Genomic DNA, 25372 nt, shown 5'->3' on the forward strand with positions numbered 1-25372 from the left:
TCCCCACCGGCTACCCGTCAGTACATTGACGCCATGTCCAACAGCCCCGGTCCCGCACCCGACGAGCACGTTCCACCGCTCATGCCGCCGCACACACCGCTCAAGGCGCGCAAGGTGTCCTTCTCCTGGGAGGACACCCCGTTGCACTGGGTGCCGGGGGATCCGTTCACCTCGCACACCATCAACGTGCTGCATCTGCTGCTGCCCGCCGGTGAGCGGTGGTTCGTGCACGTGTACAAGCAGGTGCTGCCGTACATCCGTGACGAACGGCTGCGGGCGGACGTCGTCGGGTTCATCGGGCAGGAGGCCATGCACTCCCAGGCCCACGACGAAGTCCTCCCGCATCTACGGGAGTCGGGGCTCGATCCGACGCCGTACACCGCCCAGGTCGACTGGCTCTTCGAGAAGCTGCTCGGCGACCGGTTCCTCCTGCCGGGCCGCCGGGCCCGCAAGTGGTGGCTCATGGAACGGGTCGCCGTCATCGCGGCCATCGAGCACTACACGGCGTTTCTCGGCGACTGGATACTCAACGCCTCGGAGCTGGACCGGCGCGGCGCCGACCCCACCATGCTGGACCTGCTGCGCTGGCACGGCGCCGAGGAGGTCGAGCACCGGTCGGTCGCCTTCGACCTGTTCACCCACGTCGACGGGGGCTACCGGCGGCGCGTACGGACCTGGCTGACGGGGCTGCTGGCACTGTTCTTCCTGTGGCAGCGCGGGGTGCGGTTCTTCATGGCGAACGACCCGGCTCCGAACCTCCGCAAGCCGACCTTCCGGGGCTTCTACGTGCGCGGGAAGCGGGGTCTGCTGCCGTCGACCCGGGCCATGGTGAGATCGGTGCCGCGCTATCTCGCCCGGGACTACCACCCGTCCCAGGAGGGCTCCACCGAGCAGGCCGTCGCCTATCTGGCCTCCTCCCCCGCCGCCGTCGCCGCCGACAGGGGTGCCGCCTGATGCCCCGGCCGCTGGCTCTCGCGCTCACCGCCGGGGCCGCGCTGCTCGCCCGGCGGGCCATGCGCCGCCGGATCGAGGGCTCGCCGCTGTGGCCGCTGCCCGCGCTGGCGGAACCCGTCTCCGGCCGGCCCCGCTCCCGGGCCCTGCGGCTGACGGTCGCCGCGCATGAGACGGTCGCCGACGGCGTCGTACAACTACGGTTGGAGGGACGGGAGTTGCCGGGCTGGAAGCCGGGGGCGCATCTCGATCTGGTGCTGCCGTCGGGGCTCGTGCGGCAGTACTCGCTGTGCGGGGACCCGGCGGACACCTCGTCGTACACCGTCGCCACGCGGCTGGTGCCGGACGGGCGCGGAGGCTCGCGCGAGGTGCACGAGGGGCTGCGGGCGGGCATGACGGTCGAGGTGCGCGGCCCGCGCAACCGCTTCCCGCTCGCCCCGGCCCCGGCCTACGTCTTCGTGGCGGGCGGTATCGGCATCACCCCGATCCTGCCGATGCTCCGGGCGGTGAACGCCCGACCAGGCCTGGAATGGCGGCTGTTGTACGGGGGCCGCAGCCGGGCCTCGATGCCGTACCTCGCCGAGATCGAGAAACTGGGCGCGGGCGGCGACCGGGTGAGAGTCGTCGCGGAGGACGAGGACGGGCTGCCCGACCTCGACGCGCTGTTCGCGGGTGTGGCGGCGGACCTGCCCGAGGGCACCGCCGTGCACTGCTGCGGCCCCGAGGCGCTGATGGCGGCGGTCGAGGCCCGGATTCCCGAGGGTGCCGTGCTGCGCCTGGAGCGCTTCACCTCGCGGGCGTCGAGCGGGGGCGACCAGCCTTTCGAGGTCGAACTCCGGCGCAGCGGGCGGACGTTGACGGTGGCCGCCGACTCGACCGTACTCGCCGCCGTACGGGCGGAGCTGCCGGACACCGCGTACTCGTGCGAGCAGGGGTTCTGCGGGACCTGCCGACAGCGCGTGCTCGCGGGGGAGGTCGAGCATCGCGACGAGCTGCTGACCGATGCCGAGCGGGCCGACTCGATGCTGATCTGTGTGTCGCGGGCACGACGGAGTCCACTTGTGCTGGATTTGTGAACATCCTCGGTCGGACCCGTCCGTTGCGGGCCGTATCCGATCGGTAAGGTGTTCGCATGACAACCGGGGTTCGCCGCAGAATGGGAGTCGAGGAACGCCGGCAGCAGTTGATCGGCGTCGCCCTCGAACTGTTCAGCCGCCGCTCGCCCGACGAGGTCTCCATCGATGAGATCGCGTCGGCCGCGGGCATCTCGCGCCCACTGGTCTACCACTACTTTCCCGGCAAACTCAGCCTGTACGAGGCCGCGTTGAAGCGGGCGTCGGACGATCTGGCGGGCCGGTTCGTGGAGCCGCACGAGGGTCCGCTGGGTGCGCGACTGCTGCGGGTGATGCGCCGGTTCTTCGACTTCGTCGAAGAACACGGGCCCGGCTTCGCGGCGTTGATGCGCGGTGGTCCGGCGGTGTCCGCGGACGAGGTGCGTTCGAACAGCGCCTCGGCGACGAACGCGCTCATCGACGCCGTACGACAGGCCGCATACGTCCAGATCCTGTCGCATCTGGACCTGGACGTCGAAGAGGCGCCCGCCCGGCTGGAGTTGGTCATCCGGACGTGGATATCGCTCGTCGAGTCGACCGCGCTGATCTGGCTGGACGGGCGGCGCGTGCCGCGCGGTGAGCTGGAGGCCCAGCTGGTGCACGACTTCGCGGCGCTGGCCGCCGTGAGCGCCGCCTATGACGAGGAGATGGCCGCGCTGCTGCGCCGGATGCTCAAACAGGAGCCCGCCGACGGCCCGTTCAGCGACCTGGTCGCACGGCTCATCTCGCTCGCCTCGTGACCTCCGTGACCCGAACGACGGGTCAGCTGTCGAACTTCCGGTAGGAGTCGTCGAGTTCGCGGACCTCGACCGAGGCGTGCAGGGCGAGCCCCTCGACGGGCTTCACATGGGTGCGCACCAACTCCAGTACCGCTTCGGTCAGTTGGGCCTTCGTCTCCACCGTGCGCCCGGTGAGCATGCCGATCCAGACGTGCACGATCGCGTGGCCGTCGCTGTCCGCGCCGACCGTGGCGTCCTCGGTGCGGCGGAACTGCGTCTTGCACGCCTCGGGCTTCGCCTTCGCCGTGGCGACGACCTCCTCGTGCAGCGCGAGCGCGAACGCGCGCCGGTCGAAGGCCTCGGTCAGCGGACCCGAGTAGTCGACGGTGATCTGCGGCATGGGTCAAACCCCTGTTCTACGACGGCACGGCCATCACACCCTAGCCGTTGGCCCTGATCATTGAACCTGGCCGTCGGCCCTAGTCAGCGAGCCGCAGCGCCAGCATCGCGATGTCGTCCTCCCGGTCGTGCCCGAAGGAGACCAGCAACGTGTCGCACAGGGCGTCCAGGCCGGGCAGCGCGCCGGAGGCAGCGGCACGCAGGTGTTCCAGGGAGTCCGCCAGGTCTGTTCCCCGGGTCTCGATCAGGCCGTCGGTGATCATGAGGAGCCGGTCGGTGGGTTCGAGGAACAGTTCGGTGGGCGGCGGATGGGCGAGGCCCACGCCGAGCAGCGGGCCCGAGGCCTTGGCGTAGTCGGCCGTACCGGCGTCGCGGATGATCAGCGGCGGGATGTGACCCGCGTTGGCGATACGGGTGCGCCCGGTGCCCGGTTCGACGTGGACCAGGCAGACGGTGGCCGTGACCTCGGGGTGGTAGCGCTGGAGCATCCGGTCGAGGCGCTCGGCGAGCACGGCCGGATCGGACTCCTCGACGCAGTAGGCGCGCAGCGCGTGCCGGATCTCGACCATGACGGTGGCCGCGTCCAGCGAGTGCCCGACGACATCACCGACCGCGGCGAGGACTCCGTCGTCGGTGCGCAGGGCGGCGTAGAAGTCGCCGCCGATCTCCGCGTCCCGGGACGCGGGCACGTACCGGACCACGACGTCGATGCCGGGCAGGTCGGGCAGCCGGTCGGGGCGGGGCAGGAAGCTGTGCTGGAGAGTGAGGGCGACATGCCGCTCGACCTGGTACATGAGCAGCGGCTCGGCGGCGAGCACGGTGGCCTGGGCCAGCCGGGCCACCAGGGACTCGTTCTCGGGGTTCACCCTGCGCGTCCCGCGGGTGGGCGTGGCCAGGCACACCGAGGCCCTGCCGTCCTCGGTGGGGATCAGCACCAGGCGGGCGTCGTGATCCATGCCCGGCCGGAAGAACCCGGCGGGCCACAGCGGCGAGGGCACGGTGGTGATCTGCACCCCGCTCTGTCCGCGGGTGAGCCGCCGGAGCAGTCCCGCCACGACGCGGTGGGCGCTCCCGTCCGGCATGTCGAGCGTGGTGCGGTCGCGGGAGGTGGCGCGGTACAGCTCGTCGTCCGGGCCGAGGAAGAACACCGCGGCGGGCGAGCCGGTGAGCCGCGCGGCGCCCTCGGCGGCGGCGTCGGCGAGTTCCTGCAGGGAGCGGGCCGCCTGGATGGTGAAGATCGTCTCCGACAGCCGGGTCAGCCGCCGCGCCACTGCCTGGTCGTCGGCTCTCAGCCGCGAGGCGCGCACCGCGGCCCGCAGCACCGCGTCGATCTCCCCGGGCTCGGCGGGCACCGTCAGAAACGCCTCCCCGCCCGCCTCCAGCCCGTCGCGACGGTCCCCCGGGGACTCGGAGGAGGCCGAGAAGTGGACGACGGGCAGGCCGGCCATGTGCGGCCGGGTCTTGATCCGGCGGCACAGCTCGACCCCGCTCACGCCAGGCAGGTCCATGGCGATGAGCGCCACGTCGGGCAGGATGCCCTTGCGCAGCCGTACGTCGAGTTCGGCGAGCGCCTCGTGCCCGCCACCGACCGGGACGACCTGGTAACCGGCACGGCGGAGCAGGGCACTCATCGCGTTCCGGCCGGCCGCGGTGGCGTCCACGACGAGCACGGTGGTGTCGGTCCACTTGCCGTTGCCGTCCATCTGGCCGCCCTTGGACACACCGGTGGGGCAGACCGAGGTCCTTGGTCTGCCCCACCAGACTAATGCCCTTGTCAGGGGGTGCGGGAGAACACGGCGACGGTTCTCCCGGGAACGGCGAACGTGCCCGACTCCCGTTCGTACGAAGCCGACTTGACGACGGGGTCGGCTCCCGCCCGCAGCACGGGATGCAGCGCGTACGAGGTCCCGGCGAGCGGGCCGACGCGCTGCTCACTGCGCTGTGGCGTCGCGTTGAACACGATGACCAGGTCGCCGAGTTCCATGGTGATGACGCCGGGTGTCTCGTCCTTGCCGGACAGCGGGAAGGAGAGCTTCGACTGCACCTGTCCGGCCGTGTCGAGGGAGAAGACACTCTCCGTCGTACGGATTTTCAGCAGATCTCGGTACGCGGCCGAGGCGCCCTCGATCTGTGTGCAGCCGACCCCGACGGTGGTCAACAGGGGCTTGGCGTAAGGCCACTTGGAGGCGTTGTCCGCCGCCATGGGCAGCCCGCGCCCGAACCCGTTTCCGCTGCCACTGCCGTCCGCGCAGTTCCAGTGGATGGCGTTGAACCAGTCGCCGCTGTCGTAGGAGTTGCGGTCGAGGGACTTGGAGCGCAGCAGGTCGCTGCCGGCCTGGGAGAGGGCCGGGCCCTGCGAGAGGGTGGCCGTGGCCATCGCGAGGACCTGCATACGGGCCCGGTCGGCGGCACTCGTCGTGGCGGGCAGTTTGAAGGCGAGCGCGTCGAACAGCGACTCGTTGTCGTGGGCGTCGGCGTAGGCGAGGGCGTCGCCGGGTGCGTCCGCGTAACCGGCGGGCCGGCCGTTGTAGTCGACCTGGGCGCCGGTGACGTCCTCACCGTCGGTGTCGGTGAAGCGGTAGGCGGCGAGGTTGCCGGTCAGGCCCACCTTGATCAGGTCCTGGTAGTGCAGCAGCCGGGCCTTCTGCTCGGCCGAAGTGCCGTTGCTCGTCGAGGAGTTGGGGTCGGTGTACAGCCCGGACGCGAAGCCCTGGACGCCCGGGTCCTCGTCGAAGGGGCCACCGCCGCGTACGGCGTCCCGGGCCCGGTCGGAGAAGGTCGCGATGCCCGTACCGGCCATGTTCTTCTGGGTGGCCTGGACGAAGCGGGCGTCGTCGGCGACCTCGCCGAAGTTCCAGCCCTCTCCGTACAGGATGATCTTCTTGCCGTCGACGCCGTCCTTCTTGAGGGTGAGCGCGTCGAGGGCCTTCCTGACCGCCAGGATGTTGGCCTTCGGGTGGTGGCCCATCAGGTCGAAGCGGAAGCCGTCGACCTTGTACTCCCTGGCCCAGGTGACGATCGAGTCGACGACGAGCTTGCCCATCATGGTGTTCTCGGGCGCGGTGTTGGCACAGCAGGTCGAGTTGGCGACCGTACCGTCGGCGAGGAGCCGCTGGTAGTAGCCGGGGACCACCTTGTCGAGGACGCTCGTCTTCGCCTGGCCGCCGGCCGGGGTGTGGTTGTAGACGACGTCCATCACGACCCGCAGCCCGTCGCTGTTGAGCGACTTCACCATCTGCCGGAACTCGACGGTGCGCCGCGTCCCGTCCGGGTCGCTCGCGTACGAGCCCTCCGGGACGGTGTAGTGGTACGGGTCGTAGCCCCAGTTGTACGCGTCCTTCGCTGCGATCTTCGCGACGCACGCCTGCTGCTGGTCGGAGTCGGCGGCGTAGGAGGACAGGTCGCAGTCGACGGTCGCCTGGTCGGCCTTCTTCTCGGGGATGGTCGCGATGTCGAAGACGGGCAGGAGGTGCACGTAGGAGGTACCGGCCCTCGCCAGCGCGCGGAGGTGCCTGGAGCCGTCGCTGCCCTTGTCGGTGAAGGCGAGGTAGGTGCCTCTGTCCTTCGCGGGCACCGTGTCGTCGGCGACCGAGAAGTCCCGGACGTGCAGCTCCTGGATCTCGGCGTCGCCCAGGGGCACGGCTTTGGGCTTCCTGTACGACGTCCAGCCGCTCGGCTCCAGGGACTTGTCGTCCAGGTCGACGAGGAGGCTGCGCTCGGAGTCGGCGGTCAGGGCGACGGAGTAGGGGTCGGTGACGTGGTTGGTGACGACCTCGGAGACGCTCGGGGCCCACACCTTCACGACGTACCGATAAGGCTTGTTCTTCCAGGACTTGCCGCCGGTGACGGACCAGACGCCGGTGGTGTCGTCGCGCCTCATGGCGACCGTGGAGCCGTCCAGGTCGAGCTTCACCGACTGGGCCGTCGGCGCCCAGACGGAGAGGGTCGGACGGCCCTTGCTGAACGTCGGCCCGAGGTCGGACTTCGACGCGGCGGCGTAGAGGTCGTCGAGAACGCCGGCGATCTGGACACCCGTCGCGGCAAGTATGGCGCCGTTCGCGGCCCGTTGGGAGGCGACGATCTGGCCGCGCAGGGCCTCGCGGACCCGGTCGCGGTCGCGCGGGTCGACCGTCCAGGCGGTGTACGAGGCGAGGTGCGGGAACTTTACCTTCTGGGCGTCGGTGAGGGACGACTTGACGAGGCGGAGCCAGCGCTCGTCGGTGCTGGTCAGCGCGCCGTTCTTCGCGGTGATCGAGCCGGTGCGGGAGTACAGCAACTGGGTGGAGGCGGCGGCGTCGTTGCCGTTCCAGGCGACGGTGTTCCGGTCGATCCAGACCGCCTTGGAGGTGGTCAGGTCGAGGGTGGCCGAGCTGCCCGCGGGCTGCGGGAGCAGGTACTTCTCCTGGCCGTTCAGCAACCAGACCTCGTGGCCGTCGGTCTTGAGGTCGAGTGCCTGGTCGGTGGAGAGGTCCTTCTCGTCGCCCTTGTGGATGATGTAACTGAGGCTGGTGGCACCGGCGTTGAGCGGCACTTCGTAGACCGCGCCGTACGCGTCGGTCCGCACCGGCTCCAGGGGCTTCGACCAGTCCGTGGGGTTCGCGGCGCCGGACCAGACGTGCAGGCCCCAGCCGTCGTAGTCGCCGTCGGCGCGGTGGTAGTGGAGGACCGCCTTGGATGTGTCCTGGTCCTGGTAGTCGGCGGTGGGCTTCTGGGTCAGGACGGCTTCCTTGCCCTGCTCGGCCCAGATCTCGCCGGTCTTGGTGACGTCGATCGAGCGGTCGGCGGAGACGTCCTTGTTGCCGTCCTTGTCGATGACGAGGTAACTCACGCTGGAGGCACCGGGCTTGAGCTTGACGTAGGCGAAGGCGCCGTACGCGTCCCGCCCGACGAAGTCGTGGCCGGCGGGCCAGGTCGTGCCCTCGCCGTCGGCGATGTCGCCCCAGGCGTACAGGCGCCAGTCGGTGTAGTCGCCGTCCGCGCGCTTGTAGTGGACGACCGCGTAGTCGCGCGAGGAGGCCGTGGGGACCTCGGGGGCGGGCGGGGTGCCCGTGGTGGAGGCCGCCATGGCGCTTGCCGTGCGTCCGGCGCGGTCGATCACAACTGCCTTGTAGCGCAGGAGCGTTCCGGGGGCAACGTCCTTGGCGATGGTCTGGGTGACCCGGTAGGGCGCGTGGTCGGCGGAGCCGAGGTTCTGCCACTTGCCGTTACCGGTCTGGGCGGCGAAGACGACGCGGTTGAGCTGCCCGCCTCCCCCACTCTCGGCTTCGCTCGAGCGGGAGGTACCCCCATCGTCGGCGGTGATGTTCACCGTGCCGGTGGCGCCGGTGGGCGGGGCAGTGAGGGTGACGGAGGGCTTGGTGGCGGGCGCGGGGAGCTTGCCGGCGGCCTTGAGGACGATCGCGGTGCCGGGCGGGACGGTGACGGTGAACTTGCGGTCGGTGCCGCTGGTCACCTTGGCGTCGGTTCCGTAGATGCCTTTGAAGGCCATGTTGGCCGAGCCGGTGGCGAAGGTCGCCGTCTTCGCCTCGGGCGCGTTGTTGAAGGCCACGACGTACTCGGTGCCGGACTTGGCGTCGGTGCGGGAGAAGGCGTAGACCCCGGGGCCGTCGGCAGCGTAGCGCTCGGTCTGGATGCCGTCCGTGAGGGCCGGGTCGGCCTTGCGGAGCTTGGCGAGAGCACTGATCTGCCGGTAGAGCGGTGCTCTCGTGTCGTACGAGTCGCTCGCGTGCGTGCGGTCGGTGCCGAGTTCGTCGTCGTCGAGGTAGTCGGTGACCTTCGAGGCGAACATCGTCTGGCGGGCGTCCTTGTCGCCGCCCGCGCCGGTGAAGCCCTGCTCGTCGCCGTAGTAGACGACCGGGTTGCCACGGCTGAGGAACATCAGCTCGTTGGCGAGCCTGTCCTTGGCGAGCAGTTCGGTGTCGGTGGCGTTCGGGTTGTCCTGTCGCAGGAAGGACCCGATGCGGCCCATGTCGTGGTTGCCGAGGAAGGTGACCTGCTCGTACGCGTTGGCCTTGTCCGTCGTGTACTTGTAGTCGTCGCCGAAGACCGAGGCGAGCTTCTGCGCGCTGCCGCCCTGGGAGGCGTACGAGCGGGCCGCGTCCTGGAAGGGGAAGTCGAGCGTCGAGTCCAGGCGCCCCTGGGTGACGTACGGGGAGGTCACGGACGTGTCGGCGGAGTACACCTCGCCGAACATGAAGAAGTCGTCGCGGCCCTTCTCGGCCGCGTACGCGTCCAGGGCGGTGGCCCACTGGGTCCAGAACTCCATGTTGACGTGCTTCACGGTGTCGATCCGGAAGCCGTCGATGTCGAAGTCCCTGACCCACCTCTCGTAGATCTTCTCCATGCCGGAGACGACCTCGGGGCGCTCGGTCCACAGGTCGTCGAGGCCGACGAAGTCGCCGTAGGTGGCGGACTCGCCCGCCCAGGTGGAGTCGCCCCGGTTGTGGTACATCGTCGGGTCGTTGAGCCAGGACGGGACCTTGGTGTTCTTCTTCGCGGCGGGGACGACGGGGGTGCGCGGGAAGGAGTCCTGGTCGACCTTCGGGAAGGTCGTGGTGCCGTCCGCGTAGTCGGCGTCGTCGAAGGGCTCGCCGTCCTTGGTCAGGTACGGGAAGGCGCCCTTGGAGAGGTAGTCGTAGGACTTCTGCTCGTAGTCGACGACATCGGCGGTGTGGTTGGTGATGACGTCGAAGAAGACCTTCATACCCTTGGCGTGCGCCTTGGAGATGAGGGTTTCGAGGTCCTGGTTGGTGCCGAAGTGCGGGTCGACCTGGGTGAAGTCGGTGATCCAGTAGCCGTGGTACCCGGCGGAGGCGTCCGCCCCGGTCCCCTGCACAGGCTCGTTCTTGAAGATCGGCGCCATCCAGATGGCGGTGGTGCCGAGGCCCTTGATGTAGTCGAGCTTGCCGGTGAGGCCCTTGAGGTCGCCGCCCTGGTAGAAGCCCTTGTCGGTGGGGTCGTAGCCGGTGGCGAGGCGGGACCCGGTCAGGCCGCCCTTGTCGTTGGCCTTGTCCCCGTTGGCGAAACGGTCCGGCAGCACGAAGTAGAACTGCTCACGGGTGAGGTCGTTGCGGGCGGCCGTCTTAGCCAGCTTCGCGTCGGAAGGGGGCGCGGGCGGGGTGGCGGCCCCGGCGGCCAGGGGCTGGACGAGGGCCGCGGCGAGCGCGGTCACGGTGAGCGCGGCGACTCTTCCGGCGTGTGCGGTGCGGGTGGTTCGAGCGGTACGAGTGGTGCGGGCAACGCGGGCTGTATGGGCTGTACGGCGCCTTGTCGGCGACGGCCATCTCGGTATCACGGATGGACTCCTTGCGATCACGGCTCTTCGGGTCCGACCCCGCGCGACCGTACCGCCGCCGAAAGGCTTACAGCAAGGGTTGTGAAAGTAATGGAAAGAACTTTCAGCAGGTGGACTTGCCCGCGTAGATCGCGAGGGCGGTGTTGGCGCCGAGGGTCGCGGTGAACTGACCCGAACCGTTCACGGTGACCGTCGTGTTGCTCTGCACGTTGCAGTAGGTCCCGGCGGGCAGCGAGGTCTGGTAGGTCCTGCTCAGGCTGCTCGACTCGTGGTTGATGGCCACGTAACCCTTGCTGCCCCGCCCGAAGGCGATCGCGTCGCCCCCGTTGTCCCACCAGTTGGTGACGGACTCACCGCGCACCGCGTTGCGGAAGGCGACCATGCGCAGGATCTCCGGCCAGGCGTGCTGGCACTTCCAGCCGTCCTGCCAACAGGCGTTGACGGTACCGCCGTTGGGCGGACCCGCGTCGGTGTCCGAGAACTCGTAGCCGGAGTTGATGTCCGGGGCGCCGTACGGGTAGGCGAGCATGAAGACGTTGGCCAGGGTGTAGTTCGCGTTGTCCTTGTAGCTGAGCGTGGAGCCGTTGCGCTCGGTGTCGTGGTTGTCGACGAAGACACCGGCGACCGAGCTGCTCATGTAGCCCCAGCCCTCGCCGTAGTTCTTCAGGTAGGCGAGGTTCTCGTTGTTGAAGACGCGCTTGAGGTCGTAGGCGTAACGGAACTCCTGGACATCGCCGTTGCCCGTGTACTCGGTGGGCTGGACAGCCTCGCCACTGCCGTAGATGGCCTCCTGCTTCCAGTACACCGACGTGTTGCTCAGCCTGGACTTGATGTTGGCCAGGTCGGTCGCCGGGATGTGCTTGGCCGCGTCGATGCGGAAGCCGTCGACGCCGTACCCGAGCAGGGAGTTCATGTACCCGGCGATGGCCGAACGGACGTACTCCTCGCCGGTGTCGAGGTCGGCGAGCTGCACGAGTTCGCAGTTCTGGACGTTGGCGCGGTTGGTGTAGTCGCTGACAGTGGCCGTGCAGTCGTCGAAGTCGTAGGAGGAGTACAGGCCGGGGTAGTTGTACTTCGTGTACGACGAACCGCCGGTGCCGGTGCCGCTGCCCGCGGACATGTGGTTGATGACGGTGTCGACGACGACCTTCACCCCGGCGGCGTGACACGTGTCGATCATGCTCTTGAAGGCGGTGGCATCCCCGAGCCGACCGGCGATCCTGTAGCTGACGGGTTGGTACGAGGTCCACCACTGCGAGCCCTGTATGTGCTCGGCGGGCGGGGAGACCTGGACGTATCCGTAGCCGGCGGGGCCGAGGGTGTTGGTGCACTCCTTGGCGACCGAGGCGAACTTCCACTCGAAGAGGACGGCGGTGACGTCCTTGATGCCGGGCGGGGAGGCGTTGGCGGCGCCCGTCGGGACGCCGAGCGCGATCGACGCGCCGGCCACGAGGGCGAGCGCGCCGGAGAGGGTTCTACTGGCCATGTGGGGTCCTTCTCCGTTGAAGGTCCAAGCAAGATCCCTTACCGGTTCTTGCTGCAAGATGGCTGAAAACTTTCAACCGAGCAGAAAGTACGAGCCACTTGTCGAACCGTCAACCCTTCGGACACTTCCTCTTCACGGGCGCGAAATCTCTTCACAGCGAGGGATGTCGAGTCACAACGAGCGATGTTGAGCCGGAACCACCTGTCGTCGGGCTCGCCCGCCGTACCCTTGCCCGACCGAGGCGGGCCGCGAGTACCGCGGTCACGGGGGACGAGAGGCGACCATGGCGGCGACGAGCAATCCGGTGCACAGAGGCACCGTCCTTCCGGTGGACGCGGCGCGCTGGGCGATGTGGACTTTCGTCATCGTCAACGTGGTGATCGTCGAGGCGTTGTTCGTGAGCGCCGGTTCGGGCAAGAACGGGGTGCTCACGGTCGCGAAGTTCTTCGGACTGCACGCGGCCCTGCTGATGCTGTTCCAACTGCTGCTGGTGGCCCGGCTGCCGTGGCTGGACCGCCGTATCGGGATGGACCGGCTCACGGTGTGGCACCGCTGGGTCGGCTTCTCCCTGCTGTGGACCGTCCTCACCCACGCCACGCTGGTGGTGCTCGGCTACGCGACCCTCGACGACGCGTCCATGGGGAAGACGTTCGTCGCCCTCAGCGGGGTGGTGGCCTCCCTGCTGGGCATGTGGGCAGCGGGCTTCATCCTCGTGATCGCCGTGCTCTCCACCCGGTCCCTGCGGCGACGGCTGCGGTACGAGGTCTGGCACGGGCTGCACCTGCTGCTCTACGTCGCCCTGGGCCTGGCCTTCGTCCATCAGTTGGAGGAGACCACGACCTTCACGTCCTCCGCGTTCGCCGAGGCCTACTGGTGGATCCTGTGGCTGTTCTCCTTCGGCGCCCTGCTGACCGGGCGCGTCGCCATGCCGCTCTGGCGCAACGCCTACCACCGGTTCCGCGTCGCGGCCGTCGTACCCGAGTCGGACAACGTGGTCTCCGTCTACGTCACCGGCCGCCACCTCGACAAACTCCCGGCACGCGCGGGCCAGTTCTGCATCTGGCGGTTCCCCGGGCACAACCACTGGTGGCTGGCCAACCCCTTCTCCCTGTCGGCGGCGCCGGGCGGACAAGGGCTGCGCCTCACCGCGAAGGCCGTGGGCAGTGCCAGCGCCGGCCTGCGCGATGTCCCGGTCGGCAGCCGCGCCTTTGTCGAGGGGCCGTACGGGGCCTTCACCTCGCTGCACCGGACCCGGCCCGGCAACCTGCTGATCGCCGGAGGCGTGGGCATCACGCCCGTACGGGCCATGCTGGAGGAGGAGACGACCGGCGACTTCGTCGTGCTCTACCGGGTGCGCAGCGAGGCTGACGCCGTACTGCTGGACGAGGTACGCCACCTGATCGCCCTCCGGGGCGGACGGCTGCACCTGCTCACCGGCCGGACCGGCGACGGCGGCACCCCGCCCTTCAGTCCGGACGGCCTGCGCCAACTGGTCCCCGACGTCACCGACCGCGACGTGTACGTCTGCGGCCCGCCGGCCATGACCGCGGCTGTGCTGTCCAGCCTGCGGGAGCTACGGGTCCCCGCGCGACAGGTGCACTCCGAGAAGTTCGGCCTGGCCTGACCGGGAGGTCGACACTTCCCCTGACCTGACCTCAACGGGGCCCGCCACCCCCGAACCGAGCGGCGGACCCTGCGAGTTGGACCTCAGACCGTCGTCCACCACACCGTCGTGTCCGCCGGCAGCTTCGCCTCGTCCTCCGCCACGGTCACCTCGCCGCTGGCGACCAGGATCTCGCCGTACGCCGGGATCGTGACCGACTCGCCGCTCGTGTTCGCGACGCACACGAACTCGCCGCGCCGGAAGGCGAGAACGCCCTGCGGTGCCCTCAGCCACTCGACGGAGTCGCCCGCGCCGAGGCCGGGGTGTTCGCGTCGGGCGGCGAGGGCGGCGCGGTACAGCTCCAGGGTGGAGCCGGGCGCACCCGTCTGCGCCTCGACGCTCAACTCGGCCCACTCGGCGGGCTGCGGAAGCCAGGAGCCGCCGTCGCCGAAGCCGTACGACGATCCCTCGCGCCTCCAGGGGATCGGCACCCGGCAGCCGTCGCGGAAGCCGTCCTGCCCCTCGCCCCGGAAGTACGCGGGGTCCTGACGGACCTCGTCCGCGAGGTCGACGACGTCCGGCAGACCCAGTTCCTCGCCCTGGTAGACGTACGCCGAACCGGGCAGCGCGAGCATGAGGAGGGTGGCCGCGCGGGCCCTGGGCAGGCCCAGCGCGCGGTCTCCGGCGAGGCGGATCTGAGTGCCGAGGCCCGACTCGTTGGCGAAGCGGGTGGCGTGACGGGTGACGTCGTGGTTCGACAGCACCCAGGTGGCCGGGGCGCCGACCGGACGCATGGCGTCCAGGGTGCGGTCGATGACGACCTTCAGCTCGGCCGCGTCCCAATAGGTGGCCAGGTACTGGAAGTTGAAGGCCTGGTGGAGTTCGTCGGGGCGGACGTAGTTCGCCGTGCGCTCGATGGTCGGGGTCCACGCCTCCGCGACGAAAATGCGCTCACCCGCGTACTCGTCGAGGACCAGACGCCATTCGCGGTAGATGGCGTGCACGCCGTCCTGGTCGAAGAACGGCATGACATCGTTGCCCAGCAGCTTGAGCTGGTCGTGGGATCCCAGGTCCGGGAGGCCTGCCGCCTTCACCAGGCCGTGCGCCACGTCGATACGGAAACCGTCGACGCCCATGTCGAGCCAGAACCTGAGGACCGAGCGGAACTCGTCCCCGACCGCCGGGTGTTCCCAGTTGAAGTCGGGCTGCTCGGGCGCGAAGAGGTGCAGGTACCAGTCACCCGGGGTGCCGTCCGGCTCGGTGATCCTCGTCCATGCCGGGCCGCCGAAGATGGACTCCCAGTCGTTGGGCGGGAGTTCGCCGTTCTCGCCCTTGCCCGGGCGGAAGTGGTAGCGGTCCCGCAGCGGTGAGCCGGGGCCTTCCGCGACCGCCCGTTTGAACCACTCGTGCTGGTCGGAGGAGTGGTTGGGGACCAGGTCGACGATGATCCTGAGGTCCAGTTCGTGGGCGTCGCGGATCAGGGCGTCGGCGTCCAGGAGGTTGCCGAACATGGGGTCCACGGCCCGGTAGTCGGCGACGTCGTAGCCGGCGTCGGCCTGCGGGGAGGCGTAGAAGGGGCTGAGCCACACGGCGTCGACGCCCAGGTCGCGCAGATACGGCAGCCGGGTGCGGACGCCTTCCAGGTCGCCCATGCCGTCGCCGTTGCTGTCGGCGAAGCTTCGGGGGTAGACCTGGTAGATCACGGCGTCGCGCCACCAGTCACGGTGGGCGGTGACGGTGCTCGGGGCGGAGGTCGGGGCCGGAGCGGCGGAGTGCTGGCTCATAACGTCCTTGATACGTAACGGAGTTCGGGACATGGGGTGGCTTCTGCTGGTTTTTGGCTACCGGTTCGTCGTGGCTGGTCGCGCAGTTCCCCGCGCCCCTGAAGAGGCGGCCCGCGGTGTCAGCGGGGTCGGATGGACACCGTGGGCCGCCTGCCCGTACGACGGAGCCGTACGGGAGTTTTACGCGGGGCCGGGCGTCAGCCCTTGGTACCGCCTGCCGTCAGGCCCGCCACCAGGTTCTTCTGGACCAGGTAGAAGAAGGCCGAGACAGGTATCGCGACCAGTACCGCGGTGGCGGCCATCAGGTTGCGCTGGGCGTCGTGTTCGCTGACGAAGCTCTGCAGGCCGACCGCGAAGGTGTACTTCGTGTCCGACAGCATGAACGTCGAGGCGAACGCGACCTCGCCGAACGCGGTGATGAAGCTGTAGAACGCGGCGACCGCCAGGCCCGGTTTGGCCAGCGGCAGGATCAGCCGCGCGAAGGTGCCGAAGGGGGTCAGCCCGTCGACGCGTCCCGCCTCGTCGATCTCGAAGGGGATCGTGTCGAAGTATCCCTTGAGCAGCCAGGCGCAGTACGGCACGGCCGTCGAGCAGTAGACGAGGATCAGACCGAGGTAGTTGTCGATGAGCTGGAGGTCCGAGAGGATCTGGTACATCGGCACGATGAGTACGGCGATCGGGAACATCTGGGTGACCAGCAGCACCCACATGAACTTGCGGTAGCCGGGGAAGCGCATCCGCGAGACGGCGTAGCCGGTGGTCGCCGCGACCATCACCCCGATGACCGTCGTACCGAGCGAGACGATCAGCGAACTCTTCATCCAGTCGAAGAAGTTGGTGTGCTGGAGGACGAACGAGTAGTTGTCGAACGTCATCTTGTCCCAGATGCCCCCGGGGTGGAGGTAGTCGTCCTTGTCCGGGCCGAGGGACAGGTAGAGCAGCCACGCGATCGGGAAGAGCGCGATCAGGCTCGCGACGGTCAGGATGCCGTGGGAGGCGAGGGTGGTGGCGAGGCCGCGTCGGCCGGGTCGCCCCGGTTGCGGGGCGGCGGCCGGGTCCGACTGCGCGGACTTCTGAACGGTCATGGCACTCATGGGGGTGGGGACTCCTGCCTCAGATCGCGAGCTGCTGCTCATTGCGGTTCAGCCAGCGGCGGTAGAAGGAGGTGAAGACGACGAGGATGGCCAGCAGCAGCATGCCGTAGGCCGCCGACTGCGCGAAGTCGCGCGGCTGTTGGCCGAAGCCGAGGTAGTAGGCCCAGGTGACGAGGATCTGCGCGTCCGGGGCGGTGTTGCCGAACAGCAGGAAGATCACGGCGAACTGGTTGAACGTCCAGATGATGCCGAGGAGTACGACGGTGGAGCTGACGGAGCGAAGGCCCGGCAGTGTGACGTACCAGAACTTCTGCCAGGCGGTCGCGCCGTCCATGTCCGCGGCCTCGTACAGCGTGGAGTCGATGGACTGGAGGCCGCCGAGCAGCGAGACCATCATGAACGGCACACCGCACCACGTGTTGACCATGATCGCGGCGAACCGCTGCCAGAAGGTGTCCTCCAGCCACAGCGGTGACGGCAGGTGCACGGCGTCGAGCATCGTGTTGATGATGCCGCCGTCGGCGAGCATGAACCGCCAGCCGAAGACGGTGACGAAGGTGGGCACGGCCCACGGCAGGACCAGGATCAGCCGGTAGAAGGTGCGCCCGCGCAGCTTCTGGTTGAGGAGCAGGGCCAGGCCGAGGCCGATGCAGTAGTGGAGGGCCACGCAGAGCGCGGTCCAGACGATCGTCCAGATGAAGTGCGACCAGAAGCGGTCGTACGCGGTGTCGCCCCACAGGATGTCGGCGTAGTTGTCGAAGCCGATGAACTTGTAGGTGGCGTCGATGTGGTTGACGCCGATCGTGCGGGCGGAGTTGAGGCTGTTGGCGTCCGTGAGCGTCAGGTAGAGGCCGCGCACGAGCGGGTAGAGCACGAGTCCGCCGAGCACGACGACCACGGGCGCGATCATCGCGTACGCGTACCAGTACCTCTGGTAGGCGTGCTTGAGACGATCGAGCCGTCCGGGTCGCTGCCCGGGCTCACCGCGGCGCTTGCCGGTCGCGCGGTCGATGGCGACTGTCATGGGTTCGACACCTTCTGGAAGATTAGGGGTACGGCGGCGGTGCGGCACGCGGGCCGATGACCACCGGAACTGTCCCCACCTCCAACTGGACAGTTCCGGCGGCCACTCAGGGTTACCTGCCGATCACGTCACGTCCACCTGATCGGGTATGCTTCACGCCGTGCGTTGCGAGAACCAAGCGCGTACACCGTGCTGATCGAGAGCCAAGACGGCACATGCACCTCCAAGCTTTGCGGTATCAAACCGGGCTGGTTTCAACCCGGCTGGTGTTGATCGTGGAAGACCTGTTGACCGCCGGTCCGCAGGCGACGTGAGCCAGGAGTCCCCCTGCTTCAGCTGGGGGAGGATTCAATTGCTGAAGTCCGGGACCAGCTTGGCGATCGCGGTCTCCGCGTTGCTCAGGCCCTTGTCGAGGGACTCCTTGCCGCCCGCGATCTGTCCGAGTTCGGTGTCGAGCGGAGTCCACAGGGAGCTGTACTCGGGCAGCGCCGGGCGGGGCTGGGCGGCGGGAAGGACACCCTGGTAGCCGGCGAGGCCCGGGTCGGCCTTGACCTCGGCGGTGTAGGCGTCGTCACGGGTGGGCAGCGTGGAGTTCTTCAGGGCGATCTGCGACTGGGACTTCGCGGAGGTCATGAAGTTGACGAACTTCAGGGCCGCCTTCTGGTGGGCGGAGTCGGAGCCGGCGTACACGGAGAGGTTGTGGCCGCCGGTCGGGGCGCCCGCCTTGCCGGTGGAGCCGGCCGGGACGGTGGCGATACCGAGGTTGGCCTTGTCCTTGAACGCGGCGCCCTTGTAGAAGTTGGTGATCTCCCACGGGCCCTGGACGATCGCGGCGACCTTGCCGGTGACGAAGGCGTCCTGGATGTGGGCGTAGGCGTCGGCGGTGGTGTCCGCCTTGTGCAGGCCCTTGCCGTCGAAGAGGCCGAGCCAGGTGCCGTAGGCCTTCTTGGCGGCGGCCGAGTTGACGGTGATCTTCTTGGCGGCGGCGTCGACGGTGTCGGTGCCCTCGCCGTAGAGGAACGACTGGGCGTAGTAGGCCTGGGTGGAGCCCCAGTAGCCGTCGACGCCGGTCTTGGCCTTGATGGTGGCGGCGGCCGTCTTCAGGTCGGCCCAGGTCTTCGGGGCCTCGGTGAGGCCCGCCTTCGCGAAGAGTTCCTTGTTGTAGACCAGCGCGAGGGTGTCGGTGACGATCGGGACGCCGTACGTCTTGCCGTCGTACTTGGCCTGTTCGATCAGACTGGGCTGGAACTTGGCCTCGTCGGTGAGGGCCTCGGTGCCGTCGAGGGGCAGCAGGAAGCCCTTCTTGGCGAAGGCGGGGGTCCAGCCGACCTCGGAACGCAGCACGTCCGGGGCGCCGGAGGCACCGGCGGCGGTGTCGAACTTGTTCTGTGCCTGGTCGAAGGGGACGTTGACGTACTTGACCTTGACGTCCTTGTTGGCGGCCTCGAACTCCTTGACCAGGGCCTGGTACGTCGGCGCCTCGTTGGTGGCGTTGGAGGTGTCCCACCAGGTGATGGTCACCGGACCGTCGGCCTTGTCACTGCCGCTGTCGTCTCCGCCGCAGGCCGTCGCCGCGAGGGCGATGGACGCCACCAGCGCGGTGGCCGCTATGCCACGCCGCATGAGTTCTCCTTGAGGGTGAAAGCCCGTGTACTGGCAGAAACGGGCCCGTCCGCCGTTTCCGCCGACTTGCCGGCCGCGCCGTTGCCGCCGCCGGGCGACGTGAACGTAACAGCCATGTAAGCGTGACGAAAGACCTTGCAGCAAAAAAGTGCAAGAACTGATGACAGTTACCCCGCCGTGACCCTTCGGGCTTCTCTCGAAGAACTGCTTGATCCCCTGTTCCGCCACTGTCCAGCGGGATCGGGGACACTTGTGCAAGACTCTGCAAGCTCTTGCCATGTACGCCCCATCAGACACACGCCAGACACACGAGGGAGCGCGATGACGCAGCAACCCGCGGCGGCGAGCGGCCGCCCCGGCCGTCCGGCGGGCCGTTCGACGGCCCGTACCCGGCGGCCGTTCGGTGGGCAAGGCGAGGGCCGGCCGGTACAGTCCAGCCCTGTGACCACACGGCTTGCCGACATCGCCGCCCAGGCGGGGGTGAGCGAAGCGACGGTCAGCCGGGTCCTGAACGGGAAGCCGGGCGTCGCCGCCACCACCCGCCAGACCGTGCTCGCCGCCCTCGACGTACTGGGCTACGAGCGCCCGGTCCGGCTGCGGCAGCGCAGCGAGGGCCTGGTGGGCCTCATCACCCCGGAGCTGGAGAACCCGATCTTCCCCGCCCTGGCGCAGGTCATCGGGCAGGCCCTGACCCGGCAGGGATACACGCCGGTCCTGGCCACCCAGACGCCCGGCGGCTCGACGGAGGACGAGCTGACGGAGATGCTCGTCGACCGGGGCGTGGCCGGGATCATCTTCGTCTCCGGCCTGCACGCGGACACCTCCGCCGACATGCAGCGCTACGACCAACTGCGCGCCCAGGGCGTGCCGTTCGTCCTGGTGGACGGCTTCTCCCCCAAGGTGCAGGCACCGTTCATTTCCCCCGACGACCGCGCGGCGATGACTCTCGCGGTCACGCACCTCGTCTCGCTCGGCCACACCCGTATCGGGCTGGCCCTGGGCCCGAAGCGTTTCGTGCCGGTGCAGCGCAAGATCGAGGGCTTCGTGCGGACGATGCAGGATCTGCTGGGCCTGACGGCACAGGACGTCGAGACGCGGTTCGTCCAGCACTCGCTGTACACCCTGGAGGGCGGCCAGGCGGCGGCCATGGCGCTCATCGACCGCGACTGCACGGCTGTGGTGTGCGCGAGCGACATGATGGCCCTGGGCGCGATACGGGCGGCCCGGCAGCGCGGTCTGGAGGTCCCCCGGGACGTCTCGGTCGTGGGCTTCGACGACTCCCCCCTGATCGCCTTCACCGACCCGCCCCTCACCACGGTCCGCAAGCCGGTCCCGGCGATGGGCCAGGCCGCCGTCCGCACCCTCCTTGAGGAGATCGGCGGTACGCCCGCTCCGCACAGCGAGTTCGTGTTCATGCCGGAACTGGTCGTCCGGGGTTCGACGGCCTCGGCCCCCGGGGAGCGCACGCGTTCCCAGTAGCGCTCCCGGCTCCGTCCTCGGGCTCGTCCTCGGGCTCGTTCTCAGGGTGGAGAATGCCCCGGTTCGACCAGTGCTCTGGTAGTAGTCCGAGCCGCCTCTCCCCGCCGTAGGACGTGCGGGTCGGACAGGACCAGGGGATGATCTGGGAGGGGACCGTATCTGGCAGACTCTGTGTCCATGGGTGAGACGACCGTGACGACTAGGGAAGGCCACGACCGGGCCGCACCGCACTCCGTCCCGGACGAGACGGCGGAGGGGAACGGCCACGTGGTCAAGGGACTCCTGCGCCGAGTGCGCACTCCGCGCCGGCCACGGCTGTGGTTCGAGATCCTGCTGATCGCGGTCAGTTACTGGACGTATTCGCTGATCCGCAACGCCGTTCCGGAGCAGAAGGCCGAGGCGCTGCGCAACGCCGACTGGATCTGGAAGACCGAGCACAGCCTGGGCATCGCCTTCGAGGAGTCGGTCAACCACGCGGTCAACTCGGTGACTTGGCTGATCGTGGGCATGAACTACTACTACGCGACGCTGCACTTCGTCGTCACGCTCGGTGTTCTCGTGTGGCTGTACCGCAGTCACCCCGGCCGTTACGCGGCAACTCGTCTGACCCTCTTCGCGACCACGGTCGTCGCACTGGTCGGTTACTACCTGTATCCGCTGGCCCCGCCCCGGCTGATGAACGGCGGCGACTTCATCGACACGGTGATGGTCCACCACACCTGGGGTTCGATGGCCTCCGGCGACCTCAAGCACATGTCGAACCAGTACGCGGCGATGCCGTCGATGCACATCGGCTGGTCCACCTGGGCCGGTCTGACGATCTTCGCCCTGTCGACGGTCCCGTGGGTGCGCGTCCTCGGGCTGCTCTACCCGGTGGCCACCCTGGTGGTGATCGTCGCCACCGCCAACCACTTCTGGCTGGACGCGGTGGGCGGCCTCATGTGTCTGGCCTTCGGCTTCGCGGTGGCCCGCCTCTGGTACGGCAAGCTCCCCTACGCCCTCCCGAAACTGGTCCCGGTGCAAGGACAGGGCGGTCTGCTGCTCCCGGTCAAGCCGTAGGCCCGACGGGAGCGGCCGGGCCGGTCACCGACTACGCCGACGCCCCGTAGAACAGCGTCTCCACGACTCCACGAGCCCGCCGGGTGGTACGCCGGTACGCGTCGATCATGTCGCCGACATGGCCCGGTCCGTACCCCAGGTACCGTCCCACCGCGCCCAGTTCACGTCCGCCCGAGGGGAAGGTGTCCCCGGCCCGCCCGCGCACCAGCATCACGGCGTTGCGCACCCGGGTGGCCAGGACCCACGCCTCGTCCAGTATCGCCGCGTCCTCCCCGGAGATCAGTCCGGCGGCGCAGGCGGCGGCGAGGGCCTCGCGGGTACGGGTCGTCCGCAGCCCGGGTTCGACCCACCCGTGCTGGAGTTGCATCAGCTGGACGGTCCACTCCACGTCCGACAGGCCGCCCCGCCCGAGCTTGGTGTGCAGGGTCGGATCGGCGCCGCGCGGCATCCGCTCCGACTCCATACGCGCCTTCAGCCGCCGGATCTCGCGCACCGCGTCGTCGCCGAGCCCCTCTGCCGGGTAGCGCAGCGGATCGATCAGTTCGATGAAACGGCGCCCCAACTCCAAGTCCCCGGCGACGACTTCGGCCCTCAGCAGCGCCTGCGACTCCCAACCGAGGGACCAGCGGCGGTAGTACGCCTCGTACGACGTCAGGGTGCGGACCAGCGGCCCCGACTTGCCCTCGGGGCGCAGATCCGCGTCGATGAGCAACGGCGGGTCGGAGCTGGGCATCTGGAGGAGCCGCCGCATCTCGGAGACGACGGTGTTCGCGGCCTTGGCGGCCTCGTGCTCGTCGACGCCTTCGCGGGGTTCGTGTACGAACAGGACGTCGGCGTCGGAGCCGTAGCCCATCTCGTGCCCGCCGAAGCGTCCCATGCCGATCACCGTGAACCGGGTGGGCAGCGTGTCCCCCCATCCGTCCCGCACGACCGCCCGTAGGGTCCCGGCCAGGGTCGCCGCCGTGAGGTCGGAGATCGCGCCGCCGACCTGGTCCACCAGGGCGCCCTGGTCGGCCTCGGCGGGCGACTGCTCGGTGCCGTAGGAGCCGACGATGTCGGCGGCGGCCGTACGGAACAGCTCGCGGCGCCGGACACCGCGGGCGGCGTACACGCCCTGCTCACCGGTGTCGGCGCGGCCGACGGCGGCCAGTATCTCCTGCTCCAGATGGTCCCGCACCCGCGGTTCGAGTCCGCCCGCCCCGTCACCGTCGCCGAGCAGCGCGACGGCCTCCGGGGCCCGCATCAGCAGGTCGGGGGCGAGGCGCCCGGCGGACAGGACGCGGGCGAGGTTCTCGGCGGCGGCCCCTTCGTCCCTCAACAGCCGTAGATACCAGGGGGTTCGGCCCAGCGCGTCGGACACCTTGCGGAAGTTGAGCAGTCCGGCGTCCGGATCGGCGGAGTCCGCGAACCAGCCCAACAGGACGGGCAGCAGGGTTCGTTGGATGGCCGCCTTCCGGCTGACCCCGCTGGCCAGCGCCTCCAGATGCCTGAGCGCGGCGGCCGGATCGGCGTACCCGAGTGCCACCAGCCGCTCCCGAGCCGCGACGGTGCTCAACCTGGTCTCGCCGGGGGCGAGTTGGGCGACGGCGTCGAGCAGTGGCCGGTAGAAGAGCTTCTCGTGCAGCCGCCGTACGACGGACGCGTGCCGCTTCCACTCCCGGTTCAGTTCGGCGACGGGATCGGTGCGCAGCCCGAGCGACCGCCCGATGCGCCGCAGATCGGCCTCGCCCTCGGGCACCAGGTGGGTGCGCCGCAGCCGGAACAGCTGGATCCGGTGCTCCATGGACCGCAGGAACCGGTAGGCGTCGTCGAGCTGCACGGCATCCGCGCGCCCGACGTACCCACCGGCGGCGAGCGCGCCGAGCGCGTCCAGGGTGGTCCCGCTGCGCAGGGAGGTGTCGGCGCGCCCGTGCACCAACTGAAGCAGCTGCACGGCGAATTCGACGTCCCGCAGGCCGCCCGGCCCGAGTTTCAGTTCCCGTTCCACCTCGGCGAGGGGGATGTTCTCGACGACACGGCGGCGCATCTTCTGGACGTCTACGACGAAGTTCTCGCGCTCGGCGGCGTGCCACACGAGCGGGGCGAGCGCGGCGACGTACGCCTCCCCCAGTTCGACGTCACCGGCGACCGGGCGGGCCTTCAACAGGGCCTGGAACTCCCAGGTCTTGGCCCAGCGCTGGTAGTACGCGAGGTGGCTGCTGAGTCTGCGTACCAGCGGGCCGTTGCGGCCCTCGGGGCGCAGATTGGCGTCGACGGGCCAGATGCTCCCCTCGATGGTGGTCTCGGAGCAGATCCGCATGAGATGCGAGGCGAGCCGGGTGGCGGCCTGCAGCGCCTTGCCTTCATCGGCCCCGTCGACAGCCTCGCCGACGAAGATGACGTCGACGTCGGACACGTAATTGAGCTCATGGCCACCGCACTTGCCCATGGCGACGACGGCGAGCCGGCACAGTGCGGCGTCGTCGGGCGCGGCGATGCGGGCGATGGCGAGGGCGGCGCGCAGGGTCGCGGTGGCGAGGTCGGCCAGCTCGGCGGCGGTCTCCGCCAAGTCGGTGGTGCCGCACACATCGCGGGCGGCGATGGACAGCAGGCAGCGCCGGTAGGCGACGCGCAGCGACACGGGGTCGGTGGCCTCGGCGAGCCCTCGCTCGAACTCCTCCACCCCGGGATGGAGATCCCGGGGTTCGTACATCACGAGGGCCTGCCAGTCGCGGGGATGCCGGATCAGATGGTCGCCGAGGGCGGCGGAGGCGCCGAGCACCCCGAGCAGCCGGTCGCGCAGCGGTTTGGCCGCTATCACCGTGTCCAGCAACTCGTGCCGGGCGCTCCGCCCGTCCTGCGCCTCGGCGAGCCGGACGAGCCCGAGCAGCGCGAGATCCGGGTCGGCGGTCGCGCCCAGCGCGTCGAGCAGCACCGGGTCGTCCCGCAGCGGGGCGAGCTCGACGCTGTCGAGAAGCCGCTCGGCGGCGGAGGGATCGGTGAAGCCGTGCCGCAGCAGCCGCGTGAAGGTACTGCTCCTGCGCCCCGGCGCCATCATCCTGGGCCTTCCCGTCGGACCATCGGATCAAGGTCGTACGCCCACGAGCGTAACCGGAGAGGCCGTGGGAAGCGCCGGACGGAGCGGGCCGATGTTCCTGCTGGTCGGAACGGCGGCTTCCGCCGCCACCATGGCCGTTTCGGTGGCGCCGCGCACGGTTTTCGGCTTCGGTGAGGGGAGCCGTTCCGTAAAGGCGATCTGGAGGACCAGCGATGCAGTACACGCTCGAAGTGATCCCGCTGCCCGTGAGCGACATCGACCGGGCCCGGGACTTCTACCGCGACAAGGCCGGTTTCCATGTCGACATCGACCAGGAGGTCATGCCGGGGATGCGCATCGTCCAGCTCACGCCACCGGGGTCGGGCTGTTCGATCGCGCTCGGCGACACCATCTGGGAGACGATGGACGGTCCGACGCCCGCGCCGGGCTCGTACCAGGGCCTCCAGCTGTGCGTCGCCGACATCAAGGCGGCCCACGCCGAGCTGGTCGAACGCGGCCTGGAGGTGTCGGAGCCGACGCAGTACTCGCCGGACGACGGCGCCACCTTCATGTACTTCAAGGATCCCGACGGCAACGGCTGGGCGATCCAGGAGTACCGGCAACGGGCGGGAAAGCCACTGCACGCGCTGCTGACCGAGGCGGCGGCCGGCTCTCGTTAGCCGACGTGTTCCCGGGGCCGCCACCGCGGCCCCGGGACTGTCCCGCCAC

General features: G+C 69.3%; 16 protein-coding genes. 7 read left to right on the plus strand and 9 right to left on the minus strand.

Translation table 11 applies throughout. The features are described 5' to 3' along the window. Nucleotides 1-33 precede the first annotated feature (33 nt). From OHN74_RS11185 to OHN74_RS11195, 3 genes are read left to right on the plus strand one after another with little or no spacing between them, the layout of a single operon-like run. On the plus strand, nucleotides 34-954 hold the full coding sequence (locus OHN74_RS11185) for a metal-dependent hydrolase (RefSeq protein WP_327694399.1): 921 nt from the start codon (nucleotides 34-36) through the stop codon (nucleotides 952-954). Beyond that, on the plus strand, nucleotides 954-2027 hold the full coding sequence (locus OHN74_RS11190) for a PDR/VanB family oxidoreductase (RefSeq protein WP_327694400.1): 1074 nt from the start codon (nucleotides 954-956) through the stop codon (nucleotides 2025-2027). Before OHN74_RS11185 ends, OHN74_RS11190 begins: the two co-directional genes overlap by 1 nt. Nucleotides 2028-2083: 56 nt before the next feature. Further along, nucleotides 2084-2803, plus strand: a complete 720-nt coding sequence (locus OHN74_RS11195; protein ID WP_327694401.1) for a TetR/AcrR family transcriptional regulator — start codon at nucleotides 2084-2086, stop codon at nucleotides 2801-2803. A gap of 22 nt (nucleotides 2804-2825) precedes the next feature. Here the strand turns inward: OHN74_RS11195 and OHN74_RS11200 are convergent, their stop codons facing one another. The 4 genes from OHN74_RS11200 to OHN74_RS11215 all read right to left on the minus strand — a co-directional run bounded on the left by OHN74_RS11200 (nucleotide 2826) and on the right by OHN74_RS11215 (nucleotide 11961). Continuing rightward, entirely contained in the window at nucleotides 2826-3182 is a 357-nt protein-coding gene (locus tag OHN74_RS11200; RefSeq protein WP_327694402.1) for a 5-carboxymethyl-2-hydroxymuconate Delta-isomerase, read from the minus strand. 79 nt (nucleotides 3183-3261) lie between these two features. Beyond that, nucleotides 3262-4884: a fused response regulator/phosphatase gene (locus tag OHN74_RS11205; protein WP_327694403.1), complete on the minus strand. Its 1623-nt coding sequence runs from the start codon at nucleotides 4882-4884 to the stop codon at nucleotides 3262-3264. Between the two features lie 71 nt (nucleotides 4885-4955). Continuing rightward, complete coding sequence (gene pulA, locus OHN74_RS11210) at nucleotides 4956-10475, minus strand: pullulanase-type alpha-1,6-glucosidase (RefSeq protein ID WP_443060368.1); 5520 nt, start codon at nucleotides 10473-10475, stop codon at nucleotides 4956-4958. Nucleotides 10476-10578: 103 nt separating this feature from the next. Further along, nucleotides 10579-11961, minus strand: coding sequence for an alpha-amylase (locus OHN74_RS11215; RefSeq protein WP_327694405.1), 1383 nt, complete (start codon nucleotides 11959-11961; stop codon nucleotides 10579-10581). A 283-nt stretch (nucleotides 11962-12244) separates the two neighbouring features. Here OHN74_RS11215 and OHN74_RS11220 point away from each other — a divergent pair, with 283 nt between their 5' ends. Beyond that, nucleotides 12245-13585, plus strand: a complete 1341-nt coding sequence (locus OHN74_RS11220) for a ferredoxin reductase family protein (protein ID WP_327694406.1) — start codon at nucleotides 12245-12247, stop codon at nucleotides 13583-13585. 83 nt (nucleotides 13586-13668) lie between these two features. Here the strand turns inward: OHN74_RS11220 and OHN74_RS11225 are convergent, their stop codons facing one another. The 4 genes from OHN74_RS11225 to OHN74_RS11240 form a co-directional block, all read right to left on the minus strand. Next, a complete protein-coding gene (locus tag OHN74_RS11225) occupies nucleotides 13669-15348 on the minus strand; it encodes a glycoside hydrolase family 13 protein (RefSeq protein ID WP_327694407.1) in 1680 nt (559 codons plus the stop codon). 197 nt (nucleotides 15349-15545) lie between these two features. Then, nucleotides 15546-16442 carry a sugar ABC transporter permease gene (locus OHN74_RS11230; protein WP_327694408.1) on the minus strand — a complete coding sequence of 299 codons (897 nt, stop codon included), beginning with the start codon at nucleotides 16440-16442 and terminating at the stop codon, nucleotides 15546-15548. Between the two features lie 19 nt (nucleotides 16443-16461). Further along, complete coding sequence (locus OHN74_RS11235; protein WP_327694409.1) at nucleotides 16462-17466, minus strand: carbohydrate ABC transporter permease; 1005 nt, start codon at nucleotides 17464-17466, stop codon at nucleotides 16462-16464. Between the two features lie 348 nt (nucleotides 17467-17814). Beyond that, on the minus strand, nucleotides 17815-19089 hold the full coding sequence (locus OHN74_RS11240) for an extracellular solute-binding protein (RefSeq protein ID WP_327694410.1): 1275 nt from the start codon (nucleotides 19087-19089) through the stop codon (nucleotides 17815-17817). A 441-nt stretch (nucleotides 19090-19530) separates the two neighbouring features. Here OHN74_RS11240 and OHN74_RS11245 point away from each other — a divergent pair, with 441 nt between their 5' ends. After that, nucleotides 19531-20568 (plus strand): LacI family DNA-binding transcriptional regulator, encoded by a 1038-nt coding sequence (locus OHN74_RS11245; protein WP_327694411.1) that lies wholly within the window; start codon nucleotides 19531-19533, stop codon nucleotides 20566-20568. A 177-nt stretch (nucleotides 20569-20745) separates the two neighbouring features. Next, nucleotides 20746-21627, plus strand: a complete 882-nt coding sequence (locus tag OHN74_RS11250; RefSeq protein ID WP_327694412.1) for a phosphatase PAP2 family protein — start codon at nucleotides 20746-20748, stop codon at nucleotides 21625-21627. 31 nt (nucleotides 21628-21658) lie between these two features. On the opposite strand, the gene OHN74_RS11255 is transcribed toward OHN74_RS11250, so the two are convergent. Continuing rightward, complete coding sequence (locus OHN74_RS11255; protein ID WP_327694413.1) at nucleotides 21659-24664, minus strand: bifunctional [glutamine synthetase] adenylyltransferase/[glutamine synthetase]-adenylyl-L-tyrosine phosphorylase; 3006 nt, start codon at nucleotides 24662-24664, stop codon at nucleotides 21659-21661. Nucleotides 24665-24876: 212 nt separating this feature from the next. On the opposite strand from OHN74_RS11255, the gene OHN74_RS11260 reads away from it, so the two are divergent. Then, nucleotides 24877-25323, plus strand: a complete 447-nt coding sequence (locus OHN74_RS11260) for a VOC family protein (protein ID WP_327694414.1) — start codon at nucleotides 24877-24879, stop codon at nucleotides 25321-25323. Nucleotides 25324-25372 lie beyond the last annotated feature (49 nt).

The organism is Streptomyces sp. NBC_00459, from assembly GCF_036013955.1.
GTDB lineage: Bacteria > Actinomycetota > Actinomycetes > Streptomycetales > Streptomycetaceae > Streptomyces.